A 16622-nucleotide genomic window follows, 5' to 3' on the forward strand; every position below is an offset into this window, starting at 1 on the left:
AAAAAACCGAGGCAAAGTCCTCGGTTTTTTATGTCTGTTTTCACAACTTAATTGTGCCATCGATACAGGTGACAGCGGTTCCACCCACCAAAATTTTATCTTGATACAATTCAAGTTGAAGCTGTCCGTCTCGACCTACCGCCCCACCTTGTGAAGAAAGTACGACATCATTTTGAGCAGGAAGGATCCCATAATAACGAATAAATGAAGCTACGCTACCATTACCACTACCACAAACAGGATCTTCATTTATTCCACATGAAGGGGCAAATGAACGAACTTCTATGTGTTTTTGTTCATCATTATTTTCATGAAAACCAAAAACTGTCGCACCCGTAACTTTCATTTCTAAATCATGTTCTTTTAAAGCGGCAAAGTCTGGTTGGCTATCTAGAACAGCCTCAGCATTAACAGCTTGTAATACAATCCAACGTGCGCCTACATCAACCAATGTGGCATTCCATTGAGTATTAATTTTACATTTTAAAATTTCTGCTAATTTCTCAGTGTGCATTGCATCTAATGGTGTAATTTTAGGCTTAGGTAGTTCAAATGAAATATGCCCTGAGTCACTTACGGTAAGCGTTACCAAACCAGCACCGCACTGCTGTACCAGCTTACCTTCTTTCGCTTTAATTAGACCCGCCTCAAGCAAAGCATAGGCAGTACCAATTGTAGGATGGCCTGCAAATGGCAATTCATTTTGCGGAGTAAAGATTCGAACCTGATAGTCAGCTTGTGAATCGGTCGCAGGGATTACAAATGTGGTTTCAGAAAGATTGGTCCAGTTCGCAATGGCTTGCATCTGCTCAGACGTTAAGGTGCTGGCGTCCATAATGACCGCAACAGGATTTCCTTTAAATGCTTGTGAAGTAAAAACATCAACTTGTTTAAATGCAACAACAGACATAGACCTCTCCTACTAATTTTAATATTAAAAATATGGCTTTAAATCCTCACCATTTATTGATCTTACTGATTTATTTTTAATGGTCACAGTATCAGTTAATATGAAAAATAATAGACACAGTTATTAAAACTATATCCCTATTAAATGGATTAATCTAAATGCATAACAATATTTGAGATAAATCAGAGATCGCTATAAAGTGTATCCATTGCTTTGGCTTTTTAATGAATTGACATGTACAAATATAAAAAAGTGAGTGATGACCTCACCCTGCAAATTCAAAATGGCAGGCAGCCTATTGGTTCTCGGTTGCCATCAATTCGAGATTGTGCCCAGCATTATCAGGTCAGTATTAATACCGCAAAAGAAGCTTATCGCCAGCTTGAAGATCAAGGTTTAATTTCAGTTCGCCCACAGTCTGGCTACTATGTTTGTCATGCGCCTTCAAACTTATTAGAACTCGAAGAGCGTTATGTCAGTGAAGAAAAAGTATCTCTTTCAGGAATTAGCTGTTTTCTAGCACAAATTGTTAAAAAGCAGATGGACCCTGACTATGTCAATTTGGCCCTAGCTTGCCCTTCTGGGGAAAATTTCTATCCAATTGAACGCTTAAAACGCTTAACTGCTCAGGTGTTGCGCTCTCAATCAGATATTTTTAAAAGCTATACCTTGCCGCCCGGTTCTATACGTTTACGTACTCAAATTGCTAGGCGAAGCTTACAGCTAGGTATGTTTCTTTCAGCAGATGATATTGTGCTCACTCATGGCACGATGGAGGCTTTAAGTCTCGCGATTATGGCAACAACTCAAGCGGGCGACAGTGTAGCGCTTGAGATTCCTACATTCCACAACCTGTACCCACTCCTTCATAATTTAGGTCGAAAAATTGTGGAAGTACCGACCTCGCCACATACAGGTATGTGCCTTGATGCACTTGAAGAACTCTTAAAATCTCAAAGTGTACAAGCCATTTTAACCATTCCGACAGGACACAATCCTCTCGGTTTTAGCATGCCTAAGAGCAGCCGCCGTCGCTTGGCAGAGTTAGCTAATCAGTTTCAGGTTCCTGTTATTGAAGATGCGATGTATGCCGAATTGCAACTCACCGAGCCCCTCTTGCCCAACATTAAAGCGTTTGACCAAAACGGATGGGTTTTGGTATGTGGTAGCTATACTAAAACTGTAGCACCTGATTATCGGATTGGTTGGCTAGAAGCTGGGCGCTTTCGTAATATTGTGCAGCAGCTTAAATTTACAACCACTGTTGCCGAGCCAGCTTTACTCACAGAAACGTTAGGCCTTTTCTTAGAAAATGGCGGATATGATCTACATTTACGTCAACTCAAAAAACGCTATCAACAACAAATTGACACCATCAAATCTTATATTTGCCGTTATTTTCCAGTCGGTACTCGAGTCAGTCGTCCACAAGCGGGATTTATTTTATGGTTAGAGCTACCCGAATCAATTGATACTCTAGAACTGTTTCATCAGGCCATGGATGAAAAAATCTTATGTATGCCGGGAATTTTGTGCTCGGCTGATAAACGTTTTAGTCATTGTTTACGTATTGCAGCTTGTTTTGAGTTAAATCCCAAAATGTTAAATGCTTTGATGCGCTTAGGAGAGCTAGCAAAAAAGATGCTGTCCGTACAAAAGGATAATGATCAAATCCCTACTGATTCAGTAGGTTGAATCCCAAATCCGGAGTTAATAAAATAAAACCATATATTTTTTATGCCTTTTATTTTATGAAAACTGAGCTTCTCTCTCCCGCAGGTTCACTTAAAAACATGCGCTATGCTTTTGCCTATGGTGCAGATGCCGTATATGCAGGCCAACCACGTTACAGTTTACGTGTGCGTAATAATGCTTTTGATCATGACAACCTAAAAATCGGAATTGATGAAGCCCACGCTTTGGGCAAAAAGTTTTATGTTGTGGTGAACATTCAACCGCATAACAGCAAATTAAAAAACTTTATTCGTGATCTTGAACCAATTGTAGCGATGCAACCAGATGCACTCATTATGTCTGATCCGGGCTTAATCATGATGGTGCGTGAGCATTTTCCAGAAATGCAAATTCATCTATCGGTTCAAGCCAACGCTATTAATTGGGCCACTGTTAAGTTTTGGAAAGACTACGGTCTAAGCCGTGTGATTTTATCGCGTGAGTTATCTTTAGAAGAAATAGAAGAAATCCAGCAACACGTACCCGATATTGAACTTGAAGTTTTTGTACATGGTGCTCTATGCATGGCCTACTCAGGCCGCTGCTTACTTTCTGGATATATGAATAAACGTGATGCCAACCAAGGTGCTTGTACCAATGCTTGCCGTTGGGACTATAAGTTGCATGAAACCCAAGAAGATGCAAACGGTGATGTGATTCCAGTTACTCAGCTCAATGAGTCAGAAAAGTCTTGCTGCTCATCAGCACAATCAGAAACAACCTCGGCTCAAACGCTGTTGGTACAACGCAATGATGAAGAAATGTTTGCGGCTGAAGAAGATGAACACGGCACCTATTTTATGAACTCTAAAGATTTACGTGCGGTACAACATGTAGATCGTTTAACCAAAATGGGGATTGCCTCACTGAAAATTGAAGGCCGTACTAAATCCTATTTTTACTGTGCCCGTACCGCCCAAATTTATCGAAAAGCTATTGATGATGCATTAGCAGGTAAACCATTTGACTCAAGCTTAATGACCCAACTTGAAGGATTGGCAAACCGTGGTTACACCGAAGGTTTTTTAAGACGGCATGTGCATAGTGAATATCAAAACTATGCTGATGGTTCATCACATTTTGACTACCAACAATTTTGCGGCGAAGTATTAGAACGTCACGGTGATTATATTCGCATTGAGGTGAAAAACCGTTTTATGGTTGGCGACTCACTTGAACTCATGACGCCTCAAGGCAATATCACCTTTACCTTAGCCGAAATGCGTGATTTAAAAGGTAACCCAATTACAGATGCTAAGGGCTCGGGGTATTTTGTTGAAATTCCACTCTCACAAAATGTTGATATCAGTTATGCCCTACTCGTACGCAATTTGCCTCATGCCAAGGAAAACATTACTGCCTCTACGTTAGCTTATTCAGCGAGTTAAATATGGCGCTTTTGATTACAAGTGACTGCATCAATTGTGATATGTGCTTACCGGAATGCCCCAATACAGCTATTTTTGAAGGCAACAAAGTTTATGAAATTGATCCACTTCGTTGTACAGAATGTGTAGGCTTTTATGATGCCCCCACATGTAAGGCGGTTTGTCCAATCGATTGCATAAAACCAGACCCTGCACATATTGAAAATAAAGAGCAACTGCTAGAGAAATTTAAGGATTTAAATATACTCGGCGAATCTATTTCTTAAAAAGACTATCGAGGATCAGGCTAAAGTTGCTGATCCTCTTTTTATGACTATGCAGCTCAATGATTAAATAAATGAATAAATAGCTTAAGCCACTTTGCTAATGATAAAATCAAATGATCAGTTCAGTTTGTTTTACTGGTATTTTTGTACCCAAAAAATTGCACAATCGTTAAAACTGGTCTAACCATTTCAACATTTCATATAGATTGATTAAAACTCTTTCTGGCGTAGCTCCCCATGTCTTATCTTTATTTAGCAATTGCGATTGCTTGTGAAGTCGTTGCAACTTCAGCCTTAAAAGCATCTCAAGGTTTTACTGTTCCCATTCCGTCCATCGTTACTGTTGTGGGCTATGCAATTGCTTTTTATTTATTATCCCTGACGCTAAAAACAATTCCGATCGGGATTGCATATGCCATTTGGTCGGGTGCGGGTATTATTTTAATTTCTGCAATTGGCTGGATATTTTACAAACAGCATTTAGACTTGGCGGCCTGTATTGGTCTTACTTTAATGATTGCAGGTATTATCATTATTAATGTGTTTTCTAAAAATACCCATTTATAAAAATATAATTAAAAAGCAACCGAGTAAGATGCAAATCCTTGTTTAAAAAATTTCACCTTACTCGGTATGAATAGCTTATTTCAAACTGCCCGTCAAAAATTGCTTTAAACGCTCACTTTTCGGGTTATTGAGTACTTCATTAGGATGGCCCTGCTCCTCAATTTTTCCTTGATGCAAAAAAATCACTTGATTAGATACATGACGCGCGAAGCCCATTTCATGTGTCACCACAATCATAGTACGTCCTTCTTCAGCCAAGCCCTGCATTACTTTTAGTACTTCACCCACCAGCTCTGGATCAAGCGCGCTGGTGGGTTCGTCAAACAACATAACTTCTGGTTCCATAGCCAAAGCACGAGCAATCGCTACACGTTGCTGCTGACCACCAGATAAAAATGCCGGATATTTACTTTCAACACTTTCAGGTAATCCAACTTTGCGTAGATATTTCCGTGCGCGCTCTTCTGCTTCAGCACGTTTTACCCCAAGTACGTGAATCGGCCCTTCAATGACATTTTCTAGCACTGTCATGTGTGACCACAAATTAAAATGCTGAAATACCATCATGAGCTGCGTACGCATTTTTTGTAGTTGCTTTGGTTCAACTACTTTTAAATTGCCTTTCTTATCAAAGACTGTGCGTAGTTTTTCACCATTAAGCTTAATCGTGCCATTGCTCGGTTGTTCTAAAAAGTTAATGCAACGCAGTAAGGTACTTTTACCTGAACCAGATGAACCAATGATACTAATTACATCACCGGCATTTGCATCAAGTGATATCCCTTTAAGCACTTCATGATCGCCGAATTTCTTATGTAAATCGCGAATCACTAGTTTTGCAACTTGTTCCATTTATGTCTCCTAATGATTCGATGGCTTTAAAAATGCCAACCAACGTTTTTCCAACTTACGAAATATCCCAATCAAAATAAATGCCAGCATTGCATACAACACCGCGGCAATTCCAAAAGCATTGAAAGTGTCATAGGTTGCCGCATTCACATCACGCGCAATTTTTAAAATGTCAGGAACTGTTGCTGTAAATGCAATGGTTGTCGCGTGCAACATTAAAATGACTTCATTGCCGTAAAACGGTAAAGCACGGCGTAACATCGATGGAATGATAATGCGAGTGTACAGTTTCCATTTTGACATACCGAAAGCTTGTGCAGCTTCAATCTCGCCATGGGGAATAGAACGAATCGCCCCAGCGAAGATTTCAGTTGTATATGCACCAGTATTGAGCGCGAATGCCAAAATGGTGCAATTTATGCCCTCTCGAAAAAAAGCATCAAGAGTCTGGTGTTCATGGATATAATCAAAGCTGTAAATACCTGAGTAAATAATCAGCAATTGAATGTAAAGTGGAGTGCCACGAAAAACATAGGTATATAACCAAACTGGGCCACGCAACCAAAGATTTTCTGATACTCGTGCAAGTGATAAAGGCACAGCAAGCACAAATCCAATACCAATAGAAAGCACCAATAACCAAGCAGTCATCGCGACACCGGTCATTTGCAAACCATCGGTCCAAAGGTATGCCTGCCAATATTGTTGAAGGATTTCAATCATAATTGTCCCTTCCTTACACCAGCAGAATAACGACGTTCAAGCCACATTAAAATCAGATTCGACACGGTGGTAATTGCTAAATAAATGGCAGCAGCTACGATGCTGAAAAAGAACAGTTGCATGGTACTTCTACCCGCATCTTGCGTAATTTTTACAATGTCAGTCAGGCCAATAATAGAAACTAGTGCTGTCGCCTTAATTAAAACTTGCCAGTTATTACCAATACCAGGCAGCGCAAAACGCATCATTTGAGGGAATAACACTCGGTGAAAAACCTGCCAAGGCGACATACCATAGGCCATTGCTGCTTCAATTTGGCCTTTTGGAACCGATTGAAATGCACCACGAAAGGTCTCGGTAAAATATGCACCATAAATGAACGCTAAAGTAATCACACCCGCCACAAATGGGTTGATATCAATTTGGTCCATTTGCAGTGCTTCAGTAATTTGGTTAAGCCCCAACTGCAAGCTATAAAATAACAGCAGCATAATGACCAAATCAGGCACACTTCGAATGAGCGTAGTGTAAGCTGTTGCTATATAACGTAAAATTTTAATACTTGAGAGTTTTGAGCTCGCACCAATTAAGCCAATAATCACAGAAAGTAAAAGTGACAACAACGCAAGCTGTATGGTCATCCATGTCCCGCTGAGCAGGAGTGGCCCAAAGCCAGAAAAAAACATGACTCATCTTCTCCTTAAAAACAATATCTAATATTGATGAGATGAGAATAGATTTAAAAATGTCGGCACTAAGCCGACATTTTTCACATCATTAGTAAATGCTAAAGGAGAAATATTTTTTCTCGAGTTTTTTGTATGTACCATCTGCAATGATTTCAGCGAGTGCTTTATTAATATTGGCTTTTAAATCCGCATCTTCTTTGCGTAAACCAATAGCTGCACCTACACCTAGTGTTTTTGCATCAACCACATTGCCACCAGCAAAACTGAAGTTTTTGCCTTTTGCTTGTTTTAAGAAAGCACCGTCAACCATAATTGCATCTTGTAAAGTCGCATCCAGACGACCTGACATCATGTCTTGATAAATCAAATCTTGGACTGGATAAGGTACAACCGTTACACCTTTTGGCGCCCAATAGGTTTTAGCATAAGTTTCTTGAATTGTGCCCTGTTGTACACCGACACGTTTACCTTTCAAAGAGGCAGCGGTAGGCAATAAAGGTGAGCCTTTTTTTGCAACCATACGGGTTGGTGTATTGTAGATTTTGCTACTAAATGCAATTTGTTTTGCACGCTCATCAGTAACGGTCATTGATGAAAGAATGCCATCAAATTTTTTCGCTTTAAGTGCTGGAATCATCCCATCAAAAGAGTTTTCAACCCAAACACATTTGGCTTTGAGCTTTGCACAAATTGCATTACCTAAATCCACATCAAAACCAGTTAACTTGCCATCTGGTGTTTTATATTCAAACGGCGCATAAGACGACTCAGTACCAAAACGAATCACCTTCCAATCCTTTGCTTGAACATTCGTTGCAACAGCAGCCAAAACTAAGGTTGTTGAAACGAACATTTTTTTCATAAAGCTTGCCATCTTGAAGCTTCTCCTTAAAATCCTAATAAGGTGATAAAAACTTGAGCAATTTCTAAATTACTCTTCTGCCGAAATAATTGCAATTTCTATACCAGTAAATTAAGGATTTATGAAGATGTCTAAACAATGGACTCTATTAACTGTTTAAATGTTGAAAAATCACTCAAATTTTAAGCTAGTTTTTGAGTGTATAAGCTTCCGCCATATTTTCATTTTCGACCAATGTCCGAATGGTGTATTCATGATTATGTTCTTTAGCACTGGCAAATTCACATTTTTGATCCAATGACATTGAACAACCACTCAACAATGGACAACCTGCAAATAATTCAGCGACCCAATCCACGAAGACTCGAACTTTAGGCGATAAATGACGATTTTGTAGATAAACGACTGATATTGGCATAGGTGCAGGTAACCATTCAGTCAATACTTCCCTAAGTGCACCAGATTCCAAATGTTTTGCTACCATGTAATATGGACATTGAATTAAGCCAAAACCTTGCACTGCCAAATCAATATATGAATCACCATCGTTGACAGAAACACGCCCTTTCACACCAACGCTATGAATCTCACCGTTCACCATGAAATCCCAGTCGATATTGCGTCCTGTACGGCTGTTAAAGTAATGCACGACCTGATGTTTTTGTAGATCCTCAATGGTTTTGGGCTCGCCATGTTCTATCAAATAACGTGGTGCAGCAACCGTCACACACTGAATTGTTCCGATACGACGCGCAACTAAACTTGAATCTTTCAGTTGACCAATACGAATGACACAGTCCACCGCATCTTGAACTAAATCGACCGGGCGATCACTCATTCCAATCACCAAATCAATATCAGGATACTTGGAATGAAAATCACAAAGCATCGGAATTAGAATCAGCCGCCCGATTGAAGCTTTAACATCAATACGCAGTCGTCCTCGTGGTCCGCGCTCCGAATCATGAAAAGTTGATTCTACGTCTTCGACATCAGCTAAAATTCGCGAAGTACGCTCATAATAAACCGCACCATCCGGTGTCAAACTAAGTTTGCGGGTTGTTCGATTAAGCAATCGAACCTGTAAATGTTTCTCTAAAGCCTGAATGGTTGTAGTCACTGAAGCACGCGGTAGGCCTAAACTGTCAGCCGCTAAACTGAAACTATTTGTTTCGACAACTTTGTTAAATACTTTCATGGCATGAAATAGATCCACACGCACACTCCTATCAATCAATGCATTTTTTAATCAAATGCACCAATTGTTATAAAAATACGAATAGTGTTATCGAATTTAATATATTTATTCGTGATTGACAAACTTTTATGCTCCGTCCATCCCATAAACCCTGTTTCTCCCATACGGACCAAAACTAAAAGTCTGAAAACAGGTATCCAAATAACTAGGAGCACCTCATGTCATTTTCCCGCAAACAGTTCGCACTGTCTGCCATCTTTGTTGCCCTCTTAGCAACAGGAGGCAGTTTTATGTTTTTACATGAAAATGCCGATGCAAAAGCTGCACCGACCTCTGCCCAACAAGCTGCAACTGTTGATATTTCTAATGTCATCAGCAAAATCATTACAGACTGGCAAGAATATTCCGGTCGCTTAGAAGCAATTGATCAAGTCGATATTCGCCCCCAAGTTTCCGGCAAACTTATTGCCGTTCACTTCAAAGATGGCAGTCTCGTAAAAAAAGGCGATTTACTTTTTACAATTGATCCACGGCCTTTCGAGGCAGAACTGAATCGTGCCCAAGCTCAACTCGCTTCAGCTGAAGCACAGGTCACTTATACGGCTTCTAATCTTTCTCGTATTCAACGTTTAATTCAAAGTAATGCTGTCTCACGTCAAGAACTGGATTTAGCTCAAAATGATGCACGTTCAGCCAGTGCCAACCTACAAGCCGCTAGAGCAGCCGTTCAATCTGCCCGTTTAAATCTTGAGTACACCCGTATTACAGCACCAGTTAGTGGTCGAATTTCCCGTGCCGAAGTAACAGTCGGCAATGTAGTCTCAGCAGGTAACGGTGCACAAGTCTTAACAAGTTTAGTATCTGTCTCTCGCCTCTATGCATCTTTCGATGTTGATGAACAAACTTATCTGAAATATATCAGTAATCAGCGCAACTCAGCACAAGTTCCTGTTTATATGGGACTTGCCAATGAAACTGGTTTCTCTCGCGAAGGGACCATCAACTCAATTGACAATAACCTAGATGCAACCTCGGGTACGATTCGGGTTCGCGCGACTTTTGACAACCCAAACGGTGTTTTATTACCGGGCTTATATGCACGAATCCGTTTAGGCGGTGGTCAACCTCGTTCAGCAATTCTGATTAGCCCAACCGCAGTTGGGGTCGATCAAGATAAACGCTTTGTCGTAGTAGTTGATGCTAAAAATCAGACAGCTTACCGTGAAGTAAAACTCGGTGCACAACAAGATGGCTTGCAAATCGTGAATAGCGGATTACAAGCGGGTGATCGTATTGTGGTGAACGGTTTACAGCGAATTCGTCCGGGTGACCCTGTTACGCCACACCTCGTTCCGATGCCAAATGCGCAAATCACTGCTAGCAGTACTACTCCTCAACCTCAGCCAACAGATAAAACATCAACTCCGGCAAAAGGTTAATCACATATGAATATTTCTAAATTTTTTATTGATCGGCCGATCTTTGCTGGTGTTTTATCAGTACTGATTTTACTCGCCGGTCTGCTTTCGGTATTCCAATTACCGATTTCTGAATATCCTGAAGTTGTTCCGCCATCTGTGGTGGTACGTGCTCAATATCCGGGTGCAAACCCTAAAGTGATTGCTGAAACCGTTGCCTCTCCGCTTGAAGAATCAATCAACGGCGTCGAAGACATGCTGTATATGCAATCTCAAGCAAACAGCGACGGTAACTTAACCATTACGGTGAACTTTAAGCTCGGTATCGACCCAGACAAAGCGCAACAACTGGTTCAAAACCGTGTGTCTCAGGCTATGCCTCGTTTACCGGAAGACGTACAGCGTTTAGGTGTCACTACTTTAAAAAGCTCACCAACTTTAACCATGGTAGTGCATCTGACCTCACCAGATAGTCGCTATGACATGACCTACTTACGTAACTATGCGGTACTCAACGTGAAAGACCGTTTAGCGCGTTTACAAGGAGTTGGTGAAGTCGGATTATTTGGTTCTGGTGACTACGCGATGCGCGTATGGCTCGACCCGCAAAAAGTAGCACAGCGTAACCTCACCGCGACTGAAATTGTGAATGCAATCCGTGAACAAAATATTCAGGTTGCAGCGGGTACAATCGGTGCATCACCAAGTAATTCACCTTTACAGCTTTCAGTCAATGCTCAAGGCCGTTTAACGACTGAGCAAGAATTCGCAGATATCATTTTAAAAACTGCACCAGATGGCGCGGTTACCCGATTGGGTGATGTTGCACGTGTTGAACTTGCAGCTTCACAATATGGCTTGCGTTCATTACTCGATAATAAACAAGCAGTCGCAATTCCAATTTTCCAAGCACCGGGTGCGAATGCTTTGCAAGTTTCTGATCAAGTGCGTAGCACGATGAAGGAGCTTTCAAAAGATTTTCCATCTTCAATTAAATACGACATCGTTTACGATCCAACCCAGTTCGTACGTGCCAGTATTAAAGCGGTTGTTCATACCTTGCTTGAAGCGATTGCATTGGTTGTTGTGGTTGTTATTTTATTCTTACAAACATGGCGTGCCTCAATCATTCCATTGCTTGCTGTACCAGTTTCAATTATTGGTACATTCTCGCTCATGCTTGCTTTTGGTTACTCGATCAATGCGCTTTCACTGTTCGGGATGGTACTTGCCATCGGCATTGTGGTCGATGACGCGATTGTCGTCGTCGAAAACGTCGAGAGGAATATTGAAGCAGGCTTAAGCCCAAGAGATGCAACTTATCGCGCGATGCGAGAAGTGAGTGGACCGATTATTGCCATTGCTTTAACGCTGGTTGCCGTGTTCGTTCCCCTTGCCTTTATGACAGGCTTAACAGGGCAATTTTATAAACAATTTGCCATGACCATTGCCATTTCAACGGTTATTTCAGCATTTAACTCTCTTACCCTATCTCCTGCTTTGGCAGCCATGTTACTGAAAGGACATGATGCTAAACCTGATGCCTTAACACGCATTATGAACCGTGTATTTGGACGTTTCTTTGCATTATTTAACCGCGTATTTACACGTGCGTCAGACAACTATGGTAAAGGCGTAAGTCGTGTTATCTCTCATAAAGCATCGGCAATGGGTGTCTATGCAGCACTGTTAGGCTTAACCGTTGGGATTTCTTATATTGTTCCGGGTGGCTTCGTTCCTGCTCAAGACAAACAATATTTGATTAGCTTTGCTCAATTACCAAACGGTGCGTCTTTAGATCGTACCGAAGCAGTCATCCGTAAAATGAGTGACACCGCACTTAAACAGCCTGGTGTAGAAAGTGCTGTTGCCTTCCCTGGCCTCTCAATTAACGGTTTTACCAACAGTTCGAGTGCTGGTATTGTCTTTGTGACCTTAAAGCCATTCGATGAACGTAAGGCTAAAGACTTATCTGCAAATGCAATTGCTGGTGCTCTCAACCAGAAATATTCAGCTATTCAAGATGCCTATATTGCGGTTTTCCCACCACCACCCGTGATGGGCTTAGGCACCATGGGCGGCTTTAAACTCCAACTTGAAGACCGAGGTGCCTTAGGCTATTCAGCCTTGAATGATGCTGCACAAAACTTTATGAAAGCAGCACAATCAGCCCCTGAACTTGGTCCAATGTTCTCAAGTTATCAAATTAACGTACCTCAACTCAATGTAGATCTGGATCGTGTGAAAGCCAAGCAACAAGGTGTTGCCGTGACAGATGTTTTCAACACCATGCAAATTTATTTAGGTTCTCAGTACGTTAACGACTTTAACCGCTTTGGACGTGTTTATCAGGTTCGTGCACAAGCCGATGCGCCTTTCCGTGCTAACCCTGAAGATATTTTGCAGCTTAAAACCCGAAACAGTGCGGGACAAATGGTGCCGTTATCTTCATTGGTAAATGTAACTCAAACCTATGGTCCTGAAATGGTCGTTCGTTATAACGGCTATACCTCAGCAGATATTAACGGTGGACCTGCACCGGGTTATTCATCTAGCCAAGCAGAAGCTGCGGTTGAACGTATTGCTGCACAAACTCTACCTCGTGGTATCAAGTTTGAATGGACAGATTTAACTTACCAAAAAATCTTGGCTGGTAATGCAGGACTTTGGGTATTCCCAATTAGCGTATTACTCGTGTTCTTGGTTTTAGCTGCTCAATATGAAAGTCTGACTTTGCCTTTAGCAGTCATTTTAATTGTACCGATGGGAATCTTGGCGGCTCTGACAGGTGTTTGGCTGACAGGTGGAGATAACAACATCTTTACCCAAATTGGTCTGATGGTACTGGTCGGGCTGGCCTGTAAAAATGCCATCTTAATTGTTGAGTTTGCACGAGAACTTGAAATGCAAGGTGCAACTGCCTTTAAAGCAGCTGTTGAAGCAAGTCGTCTACGTTTACGCCCAATTTTAATGACTTCTATTGCATTCATTATGGGTGTCGTACCACTGGTTACCTCAACAGGTGCAGGCTCTGAAATGCGTCATGCGATGGGTATTGCAGTGTTCTTCGGCATGATCGGTGTAACACTGTTTGGTTTGTTCCTGACCCCTGCCTTTTATGTCCTGATTCGCACATTGAACAGCAAACATAAATTGCATTCGGCAGCAGTTCATGAAGCACCTTTATCTACCCCACATGATCATTAAGGAGGACATTTAATGGCTACAGCAAAACAAAGCTTATTATTGTCCTCACTCATGGGAAGCCTGCTGCTTGCAGGCTGCTCTTTGGCACCGGAATATCAACCTGCAAAGGTCATAGTTCCCGTCAAATTTAAAGAGTCTGACCCTAAACTTGAAGACAATAACTGGAAAATTGCCCAACCTGCCGATCAGCAGGTTCGAGGTGAATGGTGGCGTGTTTTTAATGATGCTCAATTGAATGAGCTCGAACAACAAGCTATTTCTGGAAACCAGAGCCTTAAAGCGGCAGCGGCTAATATTCAGGCTTCACGTGCGTTACGTTCCGCAGCACAAGCTGAACGCTTGCCAAGTATTGGTGCTGGCTTTGGCCCAACTCGTCAAAAACCCTCTCCGGCTTCATTGGGTTTAGATGACAACGCTCATACATCTGCACAAACCTTATGGCGTGCTCAAGCTAATGTTTCATATGAACTCGATTTATTTGGGCGTATCGCCAGTAGTGTCAATGCAGCAACAGCTGATGTACAGCAACAAGAAGCCTTATATCAGTCGGCGCTTTTAGCCTTACAAGCTGATGTTGCCCAAGGCTACTTTCTCATTCGTCAGCTTGATGCTGAACAAGCAATTTATAATCGCACTATTAAACTGCTTGGCGAGACACGCGACTTAGCTCAAACACGTTTTAGAAATGGTTTAGTCAGTGAATTAGATGTTTCTCGCGCACAGACCGAACTTGCTACAGCACAAACCAATGCATTAAATATTGCTCGTAACAGAGCCAATGCAGAGCATGCTCTTGCAGTATTATTAGGCAAAACACCTGCTGAGTTTAGCTTGGCAGTTCAACCTTTAACTGCAAACAGCATTCGTCTGCCAGCAGGTTTACCTTCGGCTTTACTTGAAAGACGACCTGACATTGCGGCTGCCGAGCGTGCTATGGCAGCAGATAATGCGCGTATTGGAATTGCACGTGCTGCTTTCTTCCCAAAACTGGACCTAACAGGTGCACTCGGTTATGAATCATCAAGTTTAGGTGAGTTGGGTAAATGGTCGAGCCGTACATTCTTACTTGGTCCAGTGGCAGGTACTATTTTATCTTTGCCATTATTTGACGGTGGACAACGTAAGGCTGGAGTTGCTCAAGCACGAGCTGCCTATGAAGAAAGCGTGGCAAACTATCGCCAAACTGTGTTGAATGCATTTCGCGAAGTTGAAAATGGTTTATCAGATCAAAGAATACTTGATCAGCAAATTCAAGCTCAAAATCAAGCACTCTCCTCTTCTCGTCATGCAAATCAACTGTCTCATTTACGTTATCGAGAAGGTGCTATCAGTTATCTTGATGTGATTGACTCAGATCGGACTACTTTGCAACAAGAACAACTTTCTGCACAGCTTAACGGCACTAGAATGATGGCTAGTGTAAATTTAATCCGTGCATTAGGTGGTGGCTGGCATAATGCCGAGTCATCGGTAAAATCTAAAAGTTAATTCTTATCTAATTAACTTGATATAAAAAAAGCGCCGTATGGCGCTTTTTTTATATTTACAACTTATTGTGCGTATACAGGGAATTTTGCACAAACAGTTTCAACTTTCGCTTTTACGTCAGCAATAACTTTTTCGTCACCTTTGCTGTCAATCACGTCAGCGATCCAACCAGCAAGTTCACGAACTTCAGCTTCACCGAAACCACGAGTTGTTACCGCTGGAGTACCGATACGGATACCAGAAGTCACAAATGGAGAACGTGGGTCATTTGGAACTGAGTTTTTGTTCACAGTAATGTGAGCAGCACCTAACCAAGCATCTGCATCTTTACCAGTTACATCTTGCTTGATTAAAGATAACAAGAACAAGTGGTTGTCTGTACCGCCAGAAACAACATCATAACCACGAGCGATGAATACTTCAGCCATAGCTTGAGCATTTTTCACAACTTGTTGTTGGTAAGCTTTGAAGTCATCAGACATAGCTTCTTTGAAGCAGATTGCTTTAGCAGCAATCGCATGCATTAATGGACCACCTTGGTTACCAGGGAATACAGCTGATTGAAGCTTTTTCTCGATTTCTTCATTCGCTTTCGCAAGGATTAAACCAGAACGTGGACCACGAAGTGTTTTGTGAGTCGTCGTCGTTGTTACGTCAGCAATTTGAACTGGGTTTGGATATACACCAGCAGCAACAAGACCTGCAACGTGAGCCATATCAACAAAAAGGTAAGCGCCAACTTTGTCCGCGATGTCGCGGAAACGTTGCCAATCTACAACACGGCTATAAGCAGAGAAACCAGCAACGATCATACGTGGCTTGTGCTCTAACGCTAAACGTTCAACTTCTTCGTAATCGATCTCGCCAGTTTCAGCGTTTAGACCGTATTGAACTGCATTATAAGTTTTACCAGAGAAGCTTACTTTTGCACCGTGAGTCAAGTGACCACCGTGAGCCAAGCTCATACCTAAAACAGTATCACCTGGGTTAAGAAGCGCTAAATAAACAGCAGAGTTAGCTTGTGAACCAGCGTGTGGTTGAACGTTTGCGTAATCTGCACCAAAAAGTTCTTTAGCACGATCAATCGCCATTTGCTCGATGATATCCACATACTCGCAACCGCCATAATAGCGTTTGCCTGGATAACCTTCTGCATATTTGTTCGTAAGTTTTGATCCTTGCGCTTCCATCACAGCAGGAGAGCAATAGTTTTCAGATGCAATTAACTCGATATGTGCTTCTTGACGCTCACCTTCAGAAGCAATTGCTTGAGCTAATTCTGGATCAAATTCAGAAATGGAAATATTGGCAAACATTAGC

Annotated in this window: 14 protein-coding genes; 7 read left to right on the forward strand and 7 right to left on the reverse strand. The window is 41.7% G+C overall.

What is annotated here, in order from left to right:
* Positions 1–40: 40 nt before the first annotated feature.
* Positions 41–910, reverse strand: a complete 870-nt coding sequence (locus RMA94_RS17060; RefSeq protein WP_311083816.1) for a PhzF family phenazine biosynthesis protein — start codon at positions 908–910, stop codon at positions 41–43.
* A gap of 228 nt (positions 911–1138) precedes the next feature.
* On the opposite strand from RMA94_RS17060, the gene RMA94_RS17065 reads away from it, so the two are divergent.
* From RMA94_RS17065 to abeS, 4 genes are all read left to right on the forward strand, one after another.
* Positions 1139–2605 (forward strand): PLP-dependent aminotransferase family protein, encoded by a 1467-nt coding sequence (locus RMA94_RS17065; RefSeq protein WP_311084045.1) that lies wholly within the window; start codon positions 1139–1141, stop codon positions 2603–2605.
* Between the two features lie 56 nt (positions 2606–2661).
* A complete protein-coding gene (gene yegQ / locus RMA94_RS17070) occupies positions 2662–4032 on the forward strand; it encodes a tRNA 5-hydroxyuridine modification protein YegQ (RefSeq protein ID WP_311083817.1) in 1371 nt (456 codons plus the stop codon).
* Positions 4033–4034: 2 nt separating this feature from the next.
* On the forward strand, positions 4035–4298 hold the full coding sequence (locus RMA94_RS17075; protein ID WP_017480762.1) for a YfhL family 4Fe-4S dicluster ferredoxin: 264 nt from the start codon (positions 4035–4037) through the stop codon (positions 4296–4298).
* 237 nt (positions 4299–4535) lie between these two features.
* Positions 4536–4865, forward strand: coding sequence for a multidrug efflux SMR transporter AbeS (gene abeS / locus RMA94_RS17080; protein WP_002118134.1), 330 nt, complete (start codon positions 4536–4538; stop codon positions 4863–4865).
* A gap of 75 nt (positions 4866–4940) precedes the next feature.
* On the opposite strand, the gene RMA94_RS17085 is transcribed toward abeS, so the two are convergent.
* The 5 genes from RMA94_RS17085 to RMA94_RS17105 all read right to left on the reverse strand — a co-directional run bounded on the left by RMA94_RS17085 (position 4941) and on the right by RMA94_RS17105 (position 9207).
* Positions 4941–5717, reverse strand: coding sequence for an ABC transporter ATP-binding protein (locus tag RMA94_RS17085; RefSeq protein ID WP_002118209.1), 777 nt, complete (start codon positions 5715–5717; stop codon positions 4941–4943).
* Between the two features lie 9 nt (positions 5718–5726).
* The gene (locus RMA94_RS17090; protein WP_068551024.1) at positions 5727–6440 is read right to left on the reverse strand and encodes an ABC transporter permease; all 714 of its coding nucleotides are present in this window, start codon (positions 6438–6440) and stop codon (positions 5727–5729) included.
* Complete coding sequence (locus RMA94_RS17095) at positions 6437–7126, reverse strand: ABC transporter permease (RefSeq protein WP_005068247.1); 690 nt, start codon at positions 7124–7126, stop codon at positions 6437–6439. Before RMA94_RS17095 ends, RMA94_RS17090 begins: the two co-directional genes overlap by 4 nt.
* A 91-nt stretch (positions 7127–7217) precedes the next feature.
* Complete coding sequence (locus tag RMA94_RS17100) at positions 7218–8003, reverse strand: ABC transporter substrate-binding protein (protein ID WP_086355381.1); 786 nt, start codon at positions 8001–8003, stop codon at positions 7218–7220.
* A 175-nt stretch (positions 8004–8178) separates the two neighbouring features.
* Complete coding sequence (locus RMA94_RS17105) at positions 8179–9207, reverse strand: LysR family transcriptional regulator (protein ID WP_130120238.1); 1029 nt, start codon at positions 9205–9207, stop codon at positions 8179–8181.
* Between the two features lie 200 nt (positions 9208–9407).
* Between RMA94_RS17105 and adeF the strand changes: the two genes are divergently transcribed.
* Genes adeF through RMA94_RS17120 form a run of 3 tightly spaced genes read left to right on the forward strand, consistent with a single transcriptional unit; the run spans position 9408 to position 15302 of the window.
* Positions 9408–10628, forward strand: a complete 1221-nt coding sequence (gene adeF / locus RMA94_RS17110; protein WP_311083818.1) for a multidrug efflux RND transporter periplasmic adaptor subunit AdeF — start codon at positions 9408–9410, stop codon at positions 10626–10628.
* A gap of 6 nt (positions 10629–10634) precedes the next feature.
* The gene (gene adeG, locus RMA94_RS17115; RefSeq protein WP_311083819.1) at positions 10635–13814 is read left to right on the forward strand and encodes a multidrug efflux RND transporter permease subunit AdeG; all 3180 of its coding nucleotides are present in this window, start codon (positions 10635–10637) and stop codon (positions 13812–13814) included.
* A gap of 12 nt (positions 13815–13826) precedes the next feature.
* Entirely contained in the window at positions 13827–15302 is a 1476-nt protein-coding gene (locus tag RMA94_RS17120; RefSeq protein ID WP_262727810.1) for an efflux transporter outer membrane subunit, read from the forward strand.
* 62 nt (positions 15303–15364) lie between these two features.
* Here the strand turns inward: RMA94_RS17120 and glyA are convergent, their stop codons facing one another.
* Positions 15365–16618: a serine hydroxymethyltransferase gene (glyA, locus tag RMA94_RS17125; RefSeq protein ID WP_002118126.1), complete on the reverse strand. Its 1254-nt coding sequence runs from the start codon at positions 16616–16618 to the stop codon at positions 15365–15367.
* Positions 16619–16622 lie beyond the last annotated feature (4 nt).

The sequence above is a fragment of the Acinetobacter sp. V115_6 genome, from assembly GCF_031799025.1.
In the GTDB taxonomy this organism is placed as follows: domain Bacteria; phylum Pseudomonadota; class Gammaproteobacteria; order Pseudomonadales; family Moraxellaceae; genus Acinetobacter; species Acinetobacter pittii.

What these genes read in the sequence shown, in the direction of transcription:
- RMA94_RS17060 (WP_311083816.1), bottom strand. Translation starts at nt 910, where the DNA reads ATGTCTGTTGTTGCATTTAAACAAGTTGATGTTTTTACTTCACAAGCA.
- yegQ (WP_311083817.1), top strand. Translation starts at nt 2,662, where the DNA reads ATGAAAACTGAGCTTCTCTCTCCCGCAGGTTCACTTAAAAACATGCGC.
- RMA94_RS17075 (WP_017480762.1), top strand. Translation starts at nt 4,035, where the DNA reads ATGGCGCTTTTGATTACAAGTGACTGCATCAATTGTGATATGTGCTTA.
- abeS (WP_002118134.1), top strand. Translation starts at nt 4,536, where the DNA reads ATGTCTTATCTTTATTTAGCAATTGCGATTGCTTGTGAAGTCGTTGCA.
- RMA94_RS17085 (WP_002118209.1), bottom strand. Translation starts at nt 5,717, where the DNA reads ATGGAACAAGTTGCAAAACTAGTGATTCGCGATTTACATAAGAAATTC.
- RMA94_RS17090 (WP_068551024.1), bottom strand. Translation starts at nt 6,440, where the DNA reads ATGATTGAAATCCTTCAACAATATTGGCAGGCATACCTTTGGACCGAT.
- RMA94_RS17095 (WP_005068247.1), bottom strand. Translation starts at nt 7,126, where the DNA reads ATGTTTTTTTCTGGCTTTGGGCCACTCCTGCTCAGCGGGACATGGATG.
- RMA94_RS17100 (WP_086355381.1), bottom strand. Translation starts at nt 8,003, where the DNA reads ATGGCAAGCTTTATGAAAAAAATGTTCGTTTCAACAACCTTAGTTTTG.
- adeF (WP_311083818.1), top strand. Translation starts at nt 9,408, where the DNA reads ATGTCATTTTCCCGCAAACAGTTCGCACTGTCTGCCATCTTTGTTGCC.
- adeG (WP_311083819.1), top strand. Translation starts at nt 10,635, where the DNA reads ATGAATATTTCTAAATTTTTTATTGATCGGCCGATCTTTGCTGGTGTT.
- RMA94_RS17120 (WP_262727810.1), top strand. Translation starts at nt 13,827, where the DNA reads ATGGCTACAGCAAAACAAAGCTTATTATTGTCCTCACTCATGGGAAGC.
- glyA (WP_002118126.1), bottom strand. Translation starts at nt 16,618, where the DNA reads ATGTTTGCCAATATTTCCATTTCTGAATTTGATCCAGAATTAGCTCAA.